Genomic DNA, 14218 nt, shown 5'->3' with positions numbered 1-14218 from the left:
TCCCGTCTCGTCAGACTCCGCCGAGGTAGGCCTCGACCACCCGGGCGTCCTCGCGGAGCTCGGTGGCGGGGCCGTCCAGCACACATTCACCATTCTCGATCACATAGCCGCGATGAGCGATCTTGAGCGCGGCGGTGGCGTTCTGCTCGACGAGCAGGACCGAGGTGCCCTCGGCGTTGATCTGCGCGATCAGCTCCATCACCGAGGCGACCACCAGCGGGGCCAGGCCCATCGAGGGCTCGTCCAGCAGCAGCAGCCTGGGCCCGGTGATCATGGCCCGGCCGATGGCGAGCATCTGCTGCTCGCCGCCCGACAGCGTGCCGCCCTGCTGGGCGCGCCGCTCGGCCAGGCGGGGCAGCAGCTCGTAGACGCGCTCGATCCGCCTGCGGATCTCGGCCTGGTCGCGGACCAGGTAGCCGCCGAGTTGCAGGTTCTCATGGACGGTGAGCGTGCTGAAGACCCTGCGGCCCTCGGGGACGTGCACCAGGCCACGTGCGGCGATCTTGTGGGGCTTGTCCTTGGTGATGTCCTCGCCCTCGAAGACGACCTTGCCCGCGGTGGGCCGCACCAGGCCGGAGGCCGCCGACAGCGTGGTGGTCTTGCCCGCGCCGTTGTTGCCCAGCAGGGCGACGATCTCCCCCTGGGAAACGGTGAGGGACAGGCCGCGCAGGGCGTGCACGCCGCCGTAGTGGACGTCGAGTCCGTTGATCTCAAGCATTGGCGTCGCTCCCGAGATAGGCCTCGATGACGGCCGGGTTCCGGCGGACGTCCTCGGGACGGCCGTCGGCGATCTCCTTGCCGAAGTTCAGCACGACCACGCGCTCGGAGACCTCCATGACCAGGCCCATGTCGTGCTCGATGAGCACGATGGCCACGCCCAGTTCCTGGATCCTCCGGATCAGGTCCAGCATCTCGGCCTTCTCGCCGTGGTTGAGGCCCGCGGCGGGCTCGTCCAGCAGCAGCAGGTCGGGACGCCGGGCCAGGGCTCTGGCGATCTCCACGCGGCGCTGCTCACCGTAGGGCAGGTGGCGGGCGGCGCCGTACCGGTCACCGCGCAGGCCGACGAAGTCCAGCCAGTGGTTGGCCTGTTCGGTGCACTCGCGTTCGGAACGCCGGTAGCGGGGGGTGTGCAGCAGGGCGTCGAAGACGCTCTGCTTGAGCCACAGGTGGGATCCGGCGCGCACGTTGTCCAGGACCGACAGCTCGCCGAACAGGCGCAGGTTCTGGAAGGTCCGCGCGATGCCGCGCTCCGCGATCGCCGACGGCTTCAGCCCCCGGAGGCTCTTGCCCCGCAGGGTGATCTGGCCCGCGGTCGGGCGGTAGAAGCCGGTGACGCAGTTGAAGGCCGACGTCTTGCCCGCGCCGTTGGGCCCGATGACGGAGACGATCTCCGCCTCCCCCACCGAGAACGTGAGCCCGTCGATGGCCACCAGCCCGCCGAAGGACAGGCGCAGATCCTCCACGGTCAGCAGGCTCATGAGGCCTCCTTGGAACGGGCCGGCCAGAGCCCCTGCGGGCGCAGGAGCATGACGATGATGAGCAGGACGCCGAACATGAAGAACCGGTAGTCGGCGAGGTCGCGGAGGAACTCCGGCAGCAGGCTGATCACGATGGCGCCGACGACGACGCCGGGGATCGAGCCCATGCCACCGAGGACGACGGCCATCAGGACCAGCGCGGACTGCAGGAAGGTGAAGCTGTTCGGGGAGATCGCCGACAGCTGGGCGGCGGACAGGACCCCCGCCAGGCCACCCCAGACGGCTCCCGCGATGTAGGCGGCCAGCTTGACGCGGTAGGTGTTCACGCCCATCGCCTCGGCGGCGTCCTCGTCCTCGCGGACGAACCGCCAGGCCCGGCCGAGCCGGGAGCGGCCCAGGCGTGCCGCGCCGAGGACGGCCAGGGAGACGACCACCACGGTCAGGTAGTAGAACACCACCGAGTTGTCGGTCAGGGACGGGATGCCGTAGATGCCCGAGGGGCCGCCGGTGACGTCCAGGTTGTTGGCGGTGATCCGGATGATCTCGCCGAAACCGAGGGTCACGATGGCGAGATAGTCGCTGCGCAGCCGCAGGGTCGGCGCGCCGATGATGATCCCGGCCACGACCGTGACCACGATGACGGCGGGCACGGTGACCAGCAGCGGCAGGTCGAACCGGGTGGCCAGCACTCCGCTGGTGTAGGCGCCGACCGCGAAGAAGGCGACGTAGCCGAGGTCGAGCAGGCCGCAGTAGCCCACCACGATGTTCAGCCCGGCCGCGAGCATCACGAAGATGGCCGCGGTGGTCATGACCGACAGCGCGTAGTTCGAGGCGTTGACGAAGGGCGCGAGCAGGGCGATCAGCACCCCGCCCAGCCCGGCCCACTTGTTCTGCAGCAGCTTCGACATCCGGGTCGGAGGCTTGTCGGTGCCCAGCCGCCGGGGCGTCGTCGTCGTGCCGGTCATACGCGCTCCGTCACGCGTTCGCCGAGCAGGCCGGTGGGCCGCACGGTCAGGAACAGGATCAGCACCCCGAAGGTGAACACGTCACGCCACTCTCCGCCCAGCCAGAACGTGCCGAACGACTCCAGCAGCCCGAGCAGCAGCCCGCCGAGCATCGTGCCGGGGATGTTGCCGATTCCGCCGATGACCGCCGCGGTGAAGGCCTTGAGCCCGATCAGGAAGCCCATCAGGAAGTCGATCTTCCCGTAGTAGGCTCCGGCCATCACCCCGGCGGCCCCCGCGAGGGCCGAGCCGAGGAAGAAGGTCCGGGAGATCACCGCGTTCACGTCGATGCCCATCAGGGTGCTGGTGCGCGGGTCGAGCGCGATGGCCCGCATGGCCCGGCCCTCGCGGGTCCGGGTGATCATCAGGTTGAGCCCGATCATGAGGCTCACCGCCACGCCGATCAGCACGAGCTGCTGCAGCGTCAGCCGGGCGCCGAGCACCTCTATGGAGGTGCCGCCGAGCCGTACCGGATAGACCCGCGGGTCGGCTCCGGCGGCGGCGCGCATGCCGTACTCCAGGACGAAGGACGCGCCGACCGCGGTGATCAGCAGGGAGAGCCTGGGCGCGCGGCGAAGCGGCCGGTAGGCGATCCGCTCCAGCGCCACCCCGGCCAGGCCGGTGACCAGCATGGTCGCCAGGAGCACCAGGAGCAGCAGCGGCAGGGCCATCGAGGGGGACACGCCGCCGACCGCGCCAAGGATGGCGAAGCCGACGAACGCGCCCAGCATGTAGAGGTCGCCGTGGGCGAAGTTGAGCAACTTGATGATCCCGTAGACCATGCTGTAGCCCAACGCGACCAGGGCGTAGAACGAGCCGACGAACAGGCCGTTCCAGACGAGCTGTGTCATTTGAGGGAGTCCTGCAGGGTGATCTTTCCGCCCTTGACGACCAGGATCTGGAAGCCGCCGTTGGACAGGGTGTGCTCGGGGGTGAACTTCAGCGGTCCGGAGAACATCTGGAACCCGTCGATCCCCTCCAGGGCCGCGATGACCTTGGCGCCGTCGGTGCCGCCCGCCTTGGTGATCGCCTCGGCCGCCAGCCGCACGCCGTCGTAGGCCTGGTTGGAGTAGGGGCCGGGCTCGGTGTTGTACTTCTTCTTGTAGGCCGCGATCCAGCCCTCGGCGCCTTCCAGCGTGTCGGGGGTCTGGGTCATCGTGGCGTAGACGCCCTCGGCGGCCTCGGCACCGGCGATCTCGACCAGCTTGGGCGAGACGGAGCCGTCGCCGACCATGATGGAGCCCTTGTATCCGGCCTGGCGGAGCTGGCGGGCGATCAGGCCGCCCTCCTGGAAGTAGCCGGTCCAGTAGACGAAGTCGGGCTTCTTGGCCAGCACGTTGGTGACGTTGGCGCTGTAGTCGCTCTCCTTGGGCGTCACCGTCTCGACGAGCGCGGCGTCGGCGCCGCCGGGAGCGTCGAGCAGAGCCTTGGTGCGCAGCGCGATGTCCTTGGAGTAGCTGGTGTTGTCGTGCATCAGCACGACGCTCTTGGCACCCTGCTTGGTCATCCACTTCTCGGCCGAGGCGGCCTGCTGGGAGCCGGTGCCGTTGATCAGGAAGACGTGCTTGAGCTTCTGGTCGACCAGCTCCTGGGAGTTGGCCGCCGGAATGATCATCGGGATGTTCGCCTTGCCGAAGATGGGCAGGGTGGGCAGCGTCGCGCCGGAGCAGTAGCCTCCGACCGAGACGTCCACGCCCTCGGTGACCAGCTTGTTGGCTCCGGCCGCCGCCGACTGGGCGTCACAGGCGTCGTCGGCGGTCTTCAGCTCCAGCTTGCGGCCGAGCACGCCACCCTTGGCGTTGATCTCGTCGATCGCGAGCTGGGCCGCGTTGCTCATGTAGGGGCCGATGGCGGCCTCGCTGCCCGACTGGGGGATCAGCATGCCGAGCACGATCGGGTCGCCGCTCTTGGCGCCCTTGTCGCCGCCGCCGTCGCCGCTGCTGAGCAGGCCCTGGCCGCATCCGGTGGCCAGGAGGCCCACGGCGGCCAATGACACGAAGGATTTCAGGGGGGTGGCACGCATGTGCGGCTCCTTACAGTGATGTTATGTGACATTGCACTCATTTACGGACATGCACGTCAAGGGTCGAGATGAGACCGTTAACGTTCACATACCGTTCCTTTGCTTTTAGTGCAGATACGTCAAGCGGGACACCTCCGTTGGAGATGCCCCGCACAAAATACATGCTTTTAGCTCGTCGGACTTATGGTGACGGTATGGGCGGAGGTGGAGAACTCCCCCATCGCCTCGCCCTGCTCCCGGGCACCGTAGCCGGAGCCCTTCTCCCTCCGGACGGCAGGCAGAAGCCCACGCCGCCGGTCGGGGCGCTCATCTTGACCAGACCGATATCCAGCCGCGCGCCCAGGTCCGGAGAACGGCTCCCGGCCACGTTGGTCAGAGCAGGAAGCCTTCGGGGAACGGGTCACGGGGGTCGAGGAAGTACTGGGCGGTGCCGGTGACCCATGCCCGCCCGGTGATGGTCGGGACCACCGCGGTCAGACCGGCGACCTCCGTCTCCTCGACGAGACGTCCGATGAAGCGGGTGCCGATGAACGACTCGTTCACGAAGTCGGTGTCCAGCCCGAGCTCGCCCCGGGCGTGGAGCTGGGCCATCCGCGCGCTGGTGCCGGTGCCGCAGGGCGAGCGGTCGAACCACCCGGGGTGGATGGCCATCGCGTGCCGCGAGTGCCGGGCGTCGGACCCGGGGGCGGTGAACTGCACGTGGTGGCAGCCCCGGATGCCGTCGTTCAGCGGGTGGACGGGCTCGTCCTGCTCGTTGATCGCGGCCATGATCGCCAGGCCCGCGTCGAGGATCTGCTGCTTGTGCGAGCGTTCGAACGGCAGGCCGACCGACTCGACCGGCAGGATCGCGTAGTAGTTGCCGCCGTAGGCCAGGTCGTAGGTGACCTCGCCGATGCCCGGCACCTTGACCGTGCGGTCGAGGCCGACGCTGAAGGAGGGCACGTTGGTGATGGTCACCGCGGTGGCGGCGCCGTCCTCCACCCGCACCTCGGCGACGACCAGCCCGGCGGGGGTGTCCAGCCGGATGGTGGTGACCGGCTCGACGACCTCGACCATTCCGGTCTCCACCAGGACGGTGGCGACGCCGATGGTGCCGTGGCCGCACATCGGCAGGCAGCCGGAGACCTCGATGTAGAGCACGCCGTAGTCGGCGTCGGGCCGGGTGGGCGGCTGCAGGATGGCCCCGCTCATCGCCGAGTGGCCGCGCGGTTCGTACATGAGCAGGGTCCGGAGGTGGTCCATGTTGGCCAGGAAGTGCTCACGGCGCTCGGCCATGGTCGAACCGGGGATGACCCCCACTCCCCCGGTGATCACCCGGGTGGGCATGCCCTCGGTGTGAGAGTCCACCGCGTGGAAGACCCGTTTCGTCCTCATTGATTCTCCTTGCGGGGGGGTAGAGCTATCTTTCAAACCCACGGCGGGGCGCAGCACTCAATATTGCGCCCGGCCACGGGGTGAAGCCGACCGCCTACCGCAGGCCCTCGGCCAGGGCCTTCTCGGTGGCGGCACGGACGAGTGCCTCCTCCTCGGCGACCAGCGGCAGCCGCGGCGGACGGCACGGGCCGCCCTTCCGCCCGGCCAGGTCCATGGAGAGCTTGATGGCCTGCACGAAAACGGTCTTGGAGTCCCAGCGCAGCAGCGGGTGCAGCGCCCGGTAGAGCGGGAGCGCGGTGTCCAGGTCCCCGGCGAGGGCCGCCTCGTACAGGGCCACGCTGGACTTGGGCAGCGCGTTGGGGTAGCCGGCCACCCAGCCGACCGCGCCGGCCAGGGCCAGCTCCAGCAGCACGTCGTCGGAGCCGATCAGCAGGTCCAGGTCGGGGGCGAGCTCGGCGATCTCGTAGGCCCGGCGGACGTCGCCGGTGAACTCCTTGACCGCCACGATCAGGCCCTCGGAGTGAAGCCGGGCGAGCATGGCCGGGGTGAGGTCGACCTTGGTGTCAAGGGGGTTGTTGTAGGCCACCACCGGCACACCGGCCTTGGACACCTCGCGGTAGTGCTCCACCACGATCCGGTCGTCGGCCCGGTAGGCGTTCGGCGGCAGCAGCATCACCGCCTGGCACCCGGCGTCGCGCGCCTGCTCGGCCCAGCGACGGGCCTCCAGCGCCCCATAGGCGGCGATTCCCGGCATGACCCGGTCTCCGCCGACGGCCTCCACCGCGGTCTCCACGACCTTGGCCCGCTCTTCGGGGGTCAGCGTCTGGTATTCGCCCAGCGAGCCGTTCGGCACCACACCGTCGCAACCGTTGGCGACCAGCCACCGGCAGTGCTCGGCGTAGCCGTCGAAGTCGACCGAGAGGTCGTCGTTGAGAGGCAGCGCGGTGGCCACCATCACCCCGTGCCAGGGTTTCACGCGGGTCGTCATGACAGTCATCCTTCCAAGGGGGGTAGGGTCAACTCGGCCAGATCGCCGAGCCGGATGGGCTGGGCGATCGGGCGTCGTGGTGCCGTGGGTTTCTCTCCGGCGAGACACGCCACGGCGTAGCCGCACATGCGGCCCTGGCACCAGCCCATGCCTGGGCGGGCCAGTAGTTTGATGGAGCGCGCGTCGGCGGCGCCGAGGTCCTGGGCCTCGCGCACGGCCGACAGGGGAACCTCCTCGCAACGGCAGACCAGCGTGTCCTCGCGGAGCCACTCCTGCCAGCCGGGCCGTACCGGATAGGCGGTCTGCAGCGCTCGGGCGAAGGCGGACAGCCGGTCCCTGCGCCGGGACAGGCCCGGCAGGGGCGGGACGCGGCGGCCCAGGTCGGCGGCGGCGGCCCGGCCCGCGATGCGCCCCTCGACCTCGGCCAGCACGGCTCCGCCGACGCCGGTGGACTCCCCGGCCGCGTAGACGCCCGGCACGCTGGTGCGCAGGTGAGCGTCCACGGTGACCACCGGGCTGCCGTCCACGTCGGCGTGGGTCGCGCAGCCGAGCTGCGTGGGCAGGTCCAGCTGCGGGATGAAACCGTAGCCGTAGGCGAGGGTGTCGCACTCGACGGTTCTCGTCGAGATCGGCCGCCAGTCGGAGTCCAGCCTGGCCACCGTGACGTGGGTCAGCTCGGTCTCGCCGTGCGCCGCGATCACCGCGTGGCGGCCGCGGTAGGGCACCAGATGCCGGGCGAGGCTCGCGGCGTACCCGAGGGCCTCGCCGGACTTGCCCGCGGCGAGCAGCGGGTTCCTGGCCAGGCCGAACCGGCCGTTGGCCTCGTAGACGCCGCGCACGTCGGCGCCCGCCTCGGCCAGGCCTGCGGCGACCGGGAGCAGGAAGGGCCCGGTCCCGGCGACCACGACCTTCCGGCCCGCGACGACGAGGTTGCCCTTGAGCAGGGCCTGTGCCCCGCCCGCGGTGAGCACTCCGGGCAGGTCCCAGCCGGGGAACGGCAGCGGCCGGTCGTGGGCGCCGGTGGCGATGAGCAGCCTGCGCGCGGTGACCGTGCGGGACCGCTCGTCGCGCTCGCCCTCGAGGCAGCGTACGGTCACCGTCTCCTCGGCGGTTCCCTCCCCTGCGCGCTCGACCGCCCAGACCCGGTGGCCGAGCAGCACGTCGGCGCGCTCGCCGAGCGTGTCCCACTGCCGGACGAACCTGTCCAGGCCGTGGTGGAGGGCTCCGGGCCGGTCGGCGTGGAAGCCTTCGGGCAGGTGCCGGTAGTACTGGCCGCCGGGCCTGGCCGCGGCGTCGATCAGCACGACGTCCAGTCCGGCGAGGGACGCCGTGAGCGCGCCCGCCACTCCGGCGGGGCCCGCGCCGATGACGGCGAGGTCGTAGATGGGTTTCACCGGCCGCTCACCGCTCCCCGGTCGTCTCCCGGGTGGCCTCGCCACCCGGCCGTTCGTCACGCCGCTCTCCGGCCGTCTCCCGGGCGGCCCCCTCTTCCGCCCGGTCGTCCCGCATGCCGGTGCTCACCCGGTCTCCCGGGCGGGCCTCGGTCAGGCAGGCCCGCAGGGACGGGGTGCCGTTGACCGTGACCAGGCAGTCGAAGCAGACGCCGATGCCGCAGAACAGCCCCCGGGGACGCCCCCCGAACCGGGTGGCGCGCCACGATCGGATGCCCGCGCCGTGCAGGGCCGCGCCTATCGTCTGGCCGGGGACGACGGGGACGGGGGTGCCGTCCACGCTGATCTCGAACTCCGGCTCGGGCCTCGCCCGCACGAGGCTGTAGGGCTGCTTCACACGTGCTCCTTCTTGAAGCGCTCCGGGCGGAAGGGACGCAGGTCCAGGTCGGGGTCGACCCCGGCCAGCGCCTGGGCGATCAGATGCCCGGTGGCCGGGGCCAGGCCGATGCCCGCGCCCTCGTGACCGCAGGCGTGGTAGAGCCCGGGGGCCCGGGGATCCTCGCCGATGACCGGCAGGTGATCGGGGCAGTAGGGCCGGAACCCGCAGTAGGCCCGCATCGCCCTGTATCCGGCCAGCTCCGGGAACAGGGCGACGGCCTGACCGGCGAGGCGTTCCAGCACCGGGATGGAGACGGTGCGGTCGAAGCCCACGCGCTCGCGGCTGGCACCGATGAGCACAGGGCCCGCCGCGGTCCCCTCCACGACGGCGGACGTCTCCAGGCCCTCCGAGTCGCTGGCCACGTTGGTGACGTAGGCGGCGGTGTAGACCTTGTGCCTGATCAACGGCTCCTTGAGCGGTTCGGTGACCAGGATGAAGCCGCGCCTGGGCAGGATCGGCAGGTGCACCCCGGCCAGGGCGGCGACCTCGCCGCCCCAGGTTCCGGCCGCGTTGACGACGGCTCCGGCGAGGATCTCCCCCTGGTCGGTCGTGACGCCGGTGACCAGGTCGCCCCGGCGGACGAAGCCGGTGACCGTGACGCCGGTGCGCAGTGTCAGGGTGCCGCGGCCGAAGCGCTCCATTCCCTGCCGGATCAGCCTGGCCGCCGCCAGCATGGGCTGGACCTGGGCGTCCTGCGGGTAGAACACGCCTCCGGCGAGGCCTTTCGCCAGGTGGGGTTCGTAGTCACCGAGATCCTCGGGGGCGACCACCGTGTGCTCGACGTCCTGCTTGCCCGCCAGGCCGGTGAGCGCCCGCAGCACCTCGCCGGTCTCGGCGACCACCAGGCCGCCCTTGGCCTCGAACTCGAACCCGCCGGGTTCCGCCAGCTCGCGCCAGAGGTCGTTGGAGAGCCGGGCGAGGTCGAGCTCGGGGCCCGGCTCCTTGTCGGAGACCAGGATGTTGCCCTCCCCGGCGCCGGTCGTGCCGCTCGCCACGGACCCGCGGTCGACGACCACCACGTCCAGCCCCGCACGCGCCGCGTAATAGGCGCAGGCGGCCCCGACGATCCCGGCACCGATCACCACGACATCCGGCATGACTCACCTCGTCCCTTAACCTGACCATCAGTACTATGTCACATACCTTCAGTGGTATCAATTCCGGGGCGCTCACATTCCTCCAGTTCAGCGGACCCATACCCGCCGGTCTGTGACGCAAGCCGTACGGCGAGCCCAGGCCCGCGAGGTGCGGGCATGGGCCAGCGGCGGGACCACCACTCCCGCCGCCTAGCATGTGAGCCGTGAAGCACCTCCTTGACCAGGCTCGCAACCACGCCGTGAACGCGTCGCAGACCGTATGGTCTCCCACGGCCACCAGCCTGCGCCGCTGGGCGCTGGCGGCGGTGGTCGTCAACGCGCTCATCACGGTCAGCGGAGTGGCGGTGCGGGTCACCAAGTCGGGGCTGGGCTGCCCGACCTGGCCCCGGTGCACCCCGGACAGTTTCGTCCCGGCCGCCCACGGCGAGATCTCGCCGGTCAACATGGCCATCGAGTTCGGCAACCGGCTGGTGACCTTCCTGGTCCTGGCCGTGGGCGTGGCCTGCGTGGTCGCCGCGCTGAAGCTCCGGCCCCGCCGCCGGGACCTGATCCGGCTGGCCTGGCTGCAGCCGGCCGGCGTGGCCGCGCAGGGGCTCTGGGGCGGCCTGGTCGTGCGGAGCGTGCTCAACCCCTTCACCGTGAGCGTGCACTTCCTGCTGTCCATCGTCCTGACCGCCGCCGCCTTCGCGCTCTACGCCCGCTCCAAGGAGGGCGACGCCGCGCCGCAGCTGCTGGTCCACCGCGACATCCGCACGCTCGGCTACGTGCTCACCGCCGCGGTGGCCGTCCTGCTCGTGGCGGGCGTGGTGGTGACCGGCACCGGGCCGCACTCCGGGGACGCGATGGCCTCCCGGTTCGCGTTCGACATCGAGGCCGTGGCCAGGATTCACGCCGACGTCGTCTACGTCGTGGTCGGGCTCACGTTCGCGCTGCTGTTCGCGCTGCACGTGACCAAGGCCCCCGGCCACGTCCGGCGCGCGGCGCTGACGCTGCTGGCCGTGGAGCTGGCCCAGGGGGTCATCGGATACGTCCAGTACTTCCTCGCCGTTCCCGCGCTCCTGGTCGGCCTGCACGCGCTCGGCTCGGCGCTGGTGTGGATCTTCACGCTCCGGGTGGTGTTCGCGATGCGGTCGCGAGGGCCGCTGGGCACCCCCGCCGGGGAACCGCAGAGGCTCGACTCCGTTCCCGCCTAGGGTCCCGCCACGGCGAAGATCGACGGAAAACGCCCCCGGGCGGGATAATGGGCGGATGTTCCTTTCCCGCGCGACCCTCCGCCGTTCCTACCAGGCGGCCGTGCTGCTGAGCGTTCTCGCGATCGCCCCGCTGACCTGGGCCTGGCTGACCAGTTCCGGCCACCGGGCGGTCGCCGACTCCTCCCCCCGCTGGCTGGCCGGGATCCCCTCGGCCCCGGCGGCCCTGGTTCTGGGGGCGGCGGTCTCGGGAAACACCCCCTCCCCCATGCTCGCCAGGCGCCTGGACATCTCCGCCGAGCTGTACCGGGCGGGCAAGGTGAGGGCGATCCTGCTGTCGGGCGACAACAGCCGGGTCGGCTACGACGAGCCCACGGTGATGCGCGACTATCTGCTCACCCGCGGAATCCCCGCCGGCGCGCTCGTCCTGGACTACGCGGGCTTCGACACCTGGGACTCGTGCGTGCGGGCCCGCGAGGTGTTCGGGGCCACCCGGCTGACCGTGGTCAGCCAGGTCTTCCACCTGCCCAGGGCCGTCGCGCTGTGCCGTACGGCGGGCGTGGACGCCTTCGGTGTCGGTGACGACTCCGCCAGGCGGTGGGCCTCCACCTATGTCTACGCGGCCCGCGAGTTCCTCGCCTCGGCGAAGGGAGTCGCGGACTCGGTGCTCCTCCACTCCGCCCCCGTCTTCCCCGGGCCGCGCGAGACCACCCTCGACGCCGCGCTTCACCGGCCGGGCGGGAAATAGGGAGAGGCGCCCGGCGGAGGCGGCGGGGCCTGAGGAGGGCCGTACGGACCGTGACCCGGCCCACCGTGACCCGGCCCACCGTGACCGGGCCGCCCACCGTGACCCGGCCCGCCGTAGCCGGGAAAGGCGTTCCCCGGCGGGACGTCGCCGGGCCGGAAGCTGCCGGGCGGAACGTTCCCACCCTCCGCCTGCGGCGCGGGGAACCGGGCGCGGGCGCTCGCCATGCACTCCAGCAGCGCCTGCTGCTCCTCGTTGAACGCGCTCTCCCCGATCATCCAGCGCCTGGCCCGCTCGTGGAGCAGGCCGAGCTCGGTGGCGGCGAGCTGGTAGTCGTTCATCGCCCGCAACCCGGCCCGGCCACCGTGCGTCTTGGCCCAGTGCCGCGCCTGACGCCTTCCCGGCAGGGAGGAGAGCATGTAGACGTCGTGGGGTCCCACCAGCCCGGTCGCCTGGTAGGCGGGCAGATAGGTCTGGATCAGGCCGACGATGCGCTTGCGGTCGCGGAAGATGATCGCCATGAGGACGAACAGCACGATCATCAGCAGCAGGTAGGCGACGGCCAGGCCGCCGATCCCGACATAGGAGGCGAAGCCATTCCAGATCCCATGCAGCAGCATCGCGCCGACCCAGCCCGCCACGATCACGAAGATCCGCCCCGGTCCCTGACGCTGCGCGGCATAGGCCACCGCGACGCCGATCATCGAGGTGAACAGCGGGTGGGCGAACGGCGACAGGATCCCCCTGAGCACGACCGTCACCGCGAGGCCCTGGGCGCCCATCTCATCGAGCGCGGCCACGTAGTAGCTGACGTTCTCGCTCATCGCGAAGCCGAGACCGACCATGCTGGCGTAGATGATGCCGTCGGTCGGCCCGTCGAGCTCGGCCCGCCTGAACCTGAGCAGGCCCAGCAGGACCAGCCCCTTCATCGTCTCCTCGACCACCGGGGCGCCGAAGGTCGCGGCGATGTTGTGCGCGGTGTCGCGGCCCAGCCTGACCGTGTTCTCGATGTAGATCAGGTTGAGCGAGTTGACGACGCCCGCGACCAGGACCGCCACACCCGCGCCCCAGGCGAACGCGAAGATCAGGTTGCTGCGCGGTTCGGGCTCCATGCGGTCCAGGGCCAGCACGGCCGCCAGCAGCACCGGCACCGGCGCCAGGGCGAGCGCGAGCGCGATGAAGAAGTAGACCGGGTCGCCGTTCAGCACGTCGAAGGAGAACGACACCAGCGCGCACAGGCCGGCCACCACAAGCCCGGCGATCAGCGCGACGGAGGGGCGGTCCTTGAACACCCATCGAGGATCACGGCTCGCCATGTGGCCACCGTAACCGATCAACCACGAGGTGTCCCATCCCCCCTCTGCCTGATTGGCTCGTGACCGGCCCTGGACAGGCCGCTCGCGGGCGTGACGGCGCGGACGTGAGAACGGTATGAGCATGAGAATGGGACATGAGATGAGAACGCCCCCGTGAAACGCTCACAGGGGCGCGGGCCGTACGGGTGGAAGGCGTCAGACGAGCATCGAGTCGATGGCGACGGTGAGGAAGAGCAGCGCCAGGTAGGCGTTGGACCAGTGGAAGAAGCGCATCGGACGCAGATCCACGCCGGTCTTGCCCGCGTTGACGCGGCCGAGCAGCCGGTAGACCTCCCACAGGCAGGCCCCGCCGAGCACGGTGGCCACGACGGGGTAGAGCAGAGTGGTGTCGGCGATCGGCCACAGCAGCAGCGAGCAGATCACCGTGGCCCAGGTGTAGGCGATGCTCTCCAGCACCACGCGGCGCTCGGTGGCGACCACCGGGAGCATGGGGACCTTCGCCGCGGCGTAGTCCTCCTTGTAGCGCATCGCGAGGGTCCAGGTGTGCGGCGGCGTCCAGAAGAACACCACCCCGAAGAGCACCACCGGGGCCCAGTCGAGGCTGCCGGTGACGCCGGCCCAGCCGATCAGCACCGGCATGCAGCCCGCGATGCCTCCCCACACCACGTTCTGGGAGGTCCGCCGCTTCAGGATCATCGAGTAGACGAGCACGTAGAAGAGGTTCGCGGCCAGCGAGAGGCCCGCCGCGAGCCAGTTCACCGTCAGGCCGAGGCCGAGGGTCGACAGCACGCCGAGGATGACGCCGAAGATCAGCGCGTTGGTCGGCGGGACCTGGTCGCGGGCCAGCGGGCGGCGCCGGGTGCGGCGCATCGCGGCGTCGATGTCACGGTCGATGTAGCAGTTCAGCGCGTTCGCGCTGCCTGCCGAAAGGGTGCCGAACACCAGGGTGCAGACGGCGGTCCACAGCAGGGGCAGCCCACGTGCGGCCAGGAACATCACCGGCAGCGTCGTGATCAGCAGCAGTTCGATGATCCGCGGCTTGGTGAGGGCGACGTAGGCCTTCACGACGTCGCCGAACGAGCGCGGCACGGCAGCGTCTGCCATGCCCGCCTTGGGCGGCGGGGTCGTCGATTGCTTGTCGGTCAGCACCATCTAAGGCGCTTCCAGCACGTG

14 protein-coding genes are annotated in these 14218 nt (G+C 70.6%); 2 read left to right on the top strand and 12 right to left on the bottom strand.

What is annotated here, in order from left to right; genetic code table 11:
- Positions 1 to 10: 10 nt before the first annotated feature.
- From ACFY2X_RS05280 to ACFY2X_RS05235, 10 genes are all read right to left on the bottom strand, one after another.
- Positions 11 to 718, bottom strand: coding sequence for an ABC transporter ATP-binding protein (locus ACFY2X_RS05280; RefSeq protein ID WP_389932561.1), 708 nt, complete (start codon positions 716 to 718; stop codon positions 11 to 13).
- Entirely contained in the window at positions 711 to 1478 is a 768-nt protein-coding gene (locus tag ACFY2X_RS05275; protein WP_389932558.1) for an ABC transporter ATP-binding protein, read from the bottom strand. The genes ACFY2X_RS05280 and ACFY2X_RS05275 overlap by 8 nt, the downstream gene beginning before the upstream one ends.
- Positions 1475 to 2443: a branched-chain amino acid ABC transporter permease gene (locus ACFY2X_RS05270; protein WP_389932556.1), complete on the bottom strand. Its 969-nt coding sequence runs from the start codon at positions 2441 to 2443 to the stop codon at positions 1475 to 1477. Before ACFY2X_RS05270 ends, ACFY2X_RS05275 begins: the two co-directional genes overlap by 4 nt.
- On the bottom strand, positions 2440 to 3333 hold the full coding sequence (locus tag ACFY2X_RS05265; RefSeq protein ID WP_389932555.1) for a branched-chain amino acid ABC transporter permease: 894 nt from the start codon (positions 3331 to 3333) through the stop codon (positions 2440 to 2442). Before ACFY2X_RS05265 ends, ACFY2X_RS05270 begins: the two co-directional genes overlap by 4 nt.
- On the bottom strand, positions 3330 to 4505 hold the full coding sequence (locus tag ACFY2X_RS05260; protein WP_389932552.1) for a branched-chain amino acid ABC transporter substrate-binding protein: 1176 nt from the start codon (positions 4503 to 4505) through the stop codon (positions 3330 to 3332). Before ACFY2X_RS05260 ends, ACFY2X_RS05265 begins: the two co-directional genes overlap by 4 nt.
- 372 nt (positions 4506 to 4877) lie before the next feature.
- Positions 4878 to 5879 (bottom strand): proline racemase family protein, encoded by a 1002-nt coding sequence (locus ACFY2X_RS05255; RefSeq protein WP_389932549.1) that lies wholly within the window; start codon positions 5877 to 5879, stop codon positions 4878 to 4880.
- 94 nt (positions 5880 to 5973) lie between these two features.
- Positions 5974 to 6867 carry a dihydrodipicolinate synthase family protein gene (locus ACFY2X_RS05250; RefSeq protein WP_389932546.1) on the bottom strand — a complete coding sequence of 298 codons (894 nt, stop codon included), beginning with the start codon at positions 6865 to 6867 and terminating at the stop codon, positions 5974 to 5976.
- Positions 6868 to 6872: 5 nt separating this feature from the next.
- Complete coding sequence (locus ACFY2X_RS05245; RefSeq protein ID WP_389932543.1) at positions 6873 to 8261, bottom strand: NAD(P)/FAD-dependent oxidoreductase; 1389 nt, start codon at positions 8259 to 8261, stop codon at positions 6873 to 6875.
- A gap of 7 nt (positions 8262 to 8268) precedes the next feature.
- Complete coding sequence (locus tag ACFY2X_RS05240) at positions 8269 to 8655, bottom strand: (2Fe-2S)-binding protein (RefSeq protein ID WP_389932541.1); 387 nt, start codon at positions 8653 to 8655, stop codon at positions 8269 to 8271.
- Positions 8652 to 9794 carry an NAD(P)/FAD-dependent oxidoreductase gene (locus ACFY2X_RS05235; protein ID WP_389932538.1) on the bottom strand — a complete coding sequence of 381 codons (1143 nt, stop codon included), beginning with the start codon at positions 9792 to 9794 and terminating at the stop codon, positions 8652 to 8654. The genes ACFY2X_RS05240 and ACFY2X_RS05235 overlap by 4 nt, the downstream gene beginning before the upstream one ends.
- 203 nt (positions 9795 to 9997) lie before the next feature.
- Here ACFY2X_RS05235 and ACFY2X_RS05230 point away from each other — a divergent pair, with 203 nt between their 5' ends.
- Positions 9998 to 10987, top strand: coding sequence for a heme A synthase (locus tag ACFY2X_RS05230; RefSeq protein WP_389932535.1), 990 nt, complete (start codon positions 9998 to 10000; stop codon positions 10985 to 10987).
- A gap of 55 nt (positions 10988 to 11042) precedes the next feature.
- Positions 11043 to 11732 (top strand): vancomycin high temperature exclusion protein, encoded by a 690-nt coding sequence (locus ACFY2X_RS05225; RefSeq protein WP_389932532.1) that lies wholly within the window; start codon positions 11043 to 11045, stop codon positions 11730 to 11732.
- Here ACFY2X_RS05225 and ACFY2X_RS05220 read toward each other — a convergent pair.
- Together ACFY2X_RS05220 and ACFY2X_RS05215 are read right to left on the bottom strand one after the other, a co-directional pair.
- Positions 11711 to 13045 carry a PrsW family intramembrane metalloprotease gene (locus ACFY2X_RS05220; protein WP_389932529.1) on the bottom strand — a complete coding sequence of 445 codons (1335 nt, stop codon included), beginning with the start codon at positions 13043 to 13045 and terminating at the stop codon, positions 11711 to 11713. The two genes, ACFY2X_RS05225 and ACFY2X_RS05220, sit on opposite strands and share 22 nt — an antisense overlap.
- Before the next feature lie 195 nt (positions 13046 to 13240).
- Positions 13241 to 14197: a heme o synthase gene (locus ACFY2X_RS05215; RefSeq protein ID WP_389932526.1), complete on the bottom strand. Its 957-nt coding sequence runs from the start codon at positions 14195 to 14197 to the stop codon at positions 13241 to 13243.
- Positions 14198 to 14218 lie beyond the last annotated feature (21 nt).

Origin of the sequence: Streptosporangium sp. NPDC000396 (genome assembly GCF_042898655.1) — a bacterium.
GTDB lineage: Bacteria > Actinomycetota > Actinomycetes > Streptosporangiales > Streptosporangiaceae > Streptosporangium.
This window is presented reverse-complemented; position numbering and strand designations above follow the sequence as displayed.

Coding starts and splice junctions, on each gene's coding strand:
- ACFY2X_RS05280 (WP_389932561.1), bottom strand. CDS start 718: ATGCTTGAGATCAACGGACTCGACGTCCACTACGGCGGCGTGCACGCC.
- ACFY2X_RS05275 (WP_389932558.1), bottom strand. CDS start 1,478: ATGAGCCTGCTGACCGTGGAGGATCTGCGCCTGTCCTTCGGCGGGCTG.
- ACFY2X_RS05270 (WP_389932556.1), bottom strand. CDS start 2,443: ATGACCGGCACGACGACGACGCCCCGGCGGCTGGGCACCGACAAGCCT.
- ACFY2X_RS05265 (WP_389932555.1), bottom strand. CDS start 3,333: ATGACACAGCTCGTCTGGAACGGCCTGTTCGTCGGCTCGTTCTACGCC.
- ACFY2X_RS05260 (WP_389932552.1), bottom strand. CDS start 4,505: ATGCGTGCCACCCCCCTGAAATCCTTCGTGTCATTGGCCGCCGTGGGC.
- ACFY2X_RS05255 (WP_389932549.1), bottom strand. CDS start 5,879: ATGAGGACGAAACGGGTCTTCCACGCGGTGGACTCTCACACCGAGGGC.
- ACFY2X_RS05250 (WP_389932546.1), bottom strand. CDS start 6,867: ATGACGACCCGCGTGAAACCCTGGCACGGGGTGATGGTGGCCACCGCG.
- ACFY2X_RS05235 (WP_389932538.1), bottom strand. CDS start 9,794: ATGCCGGATGTCGTGGTGATCGGTGCCGGGATCGTCGGGGCCGCCTGC.
- ACFY2X_RS05225 (WP_389932532.1), top strand. CDS start 11,043: ATGTTCCTTTCCCGCGCGACCCTCCGCCGTTCCTACCAGGCGGCCGTG.
- ACFY2X_RS05220 (WP_389932529.1), bottom strand. CDS start 13,045: ATGGCGAGCCGTGATCCTCGATGGGTGTTCAAGGACCGCCCCTCCGTC.
- ACFY2X_RS05215 (WP_389932526.1), bottom strand. CDS start 14,197: ATGGTGCTGACCGACAAGCAATCGACGACCCCGCCGCCCAAGGCGGGC.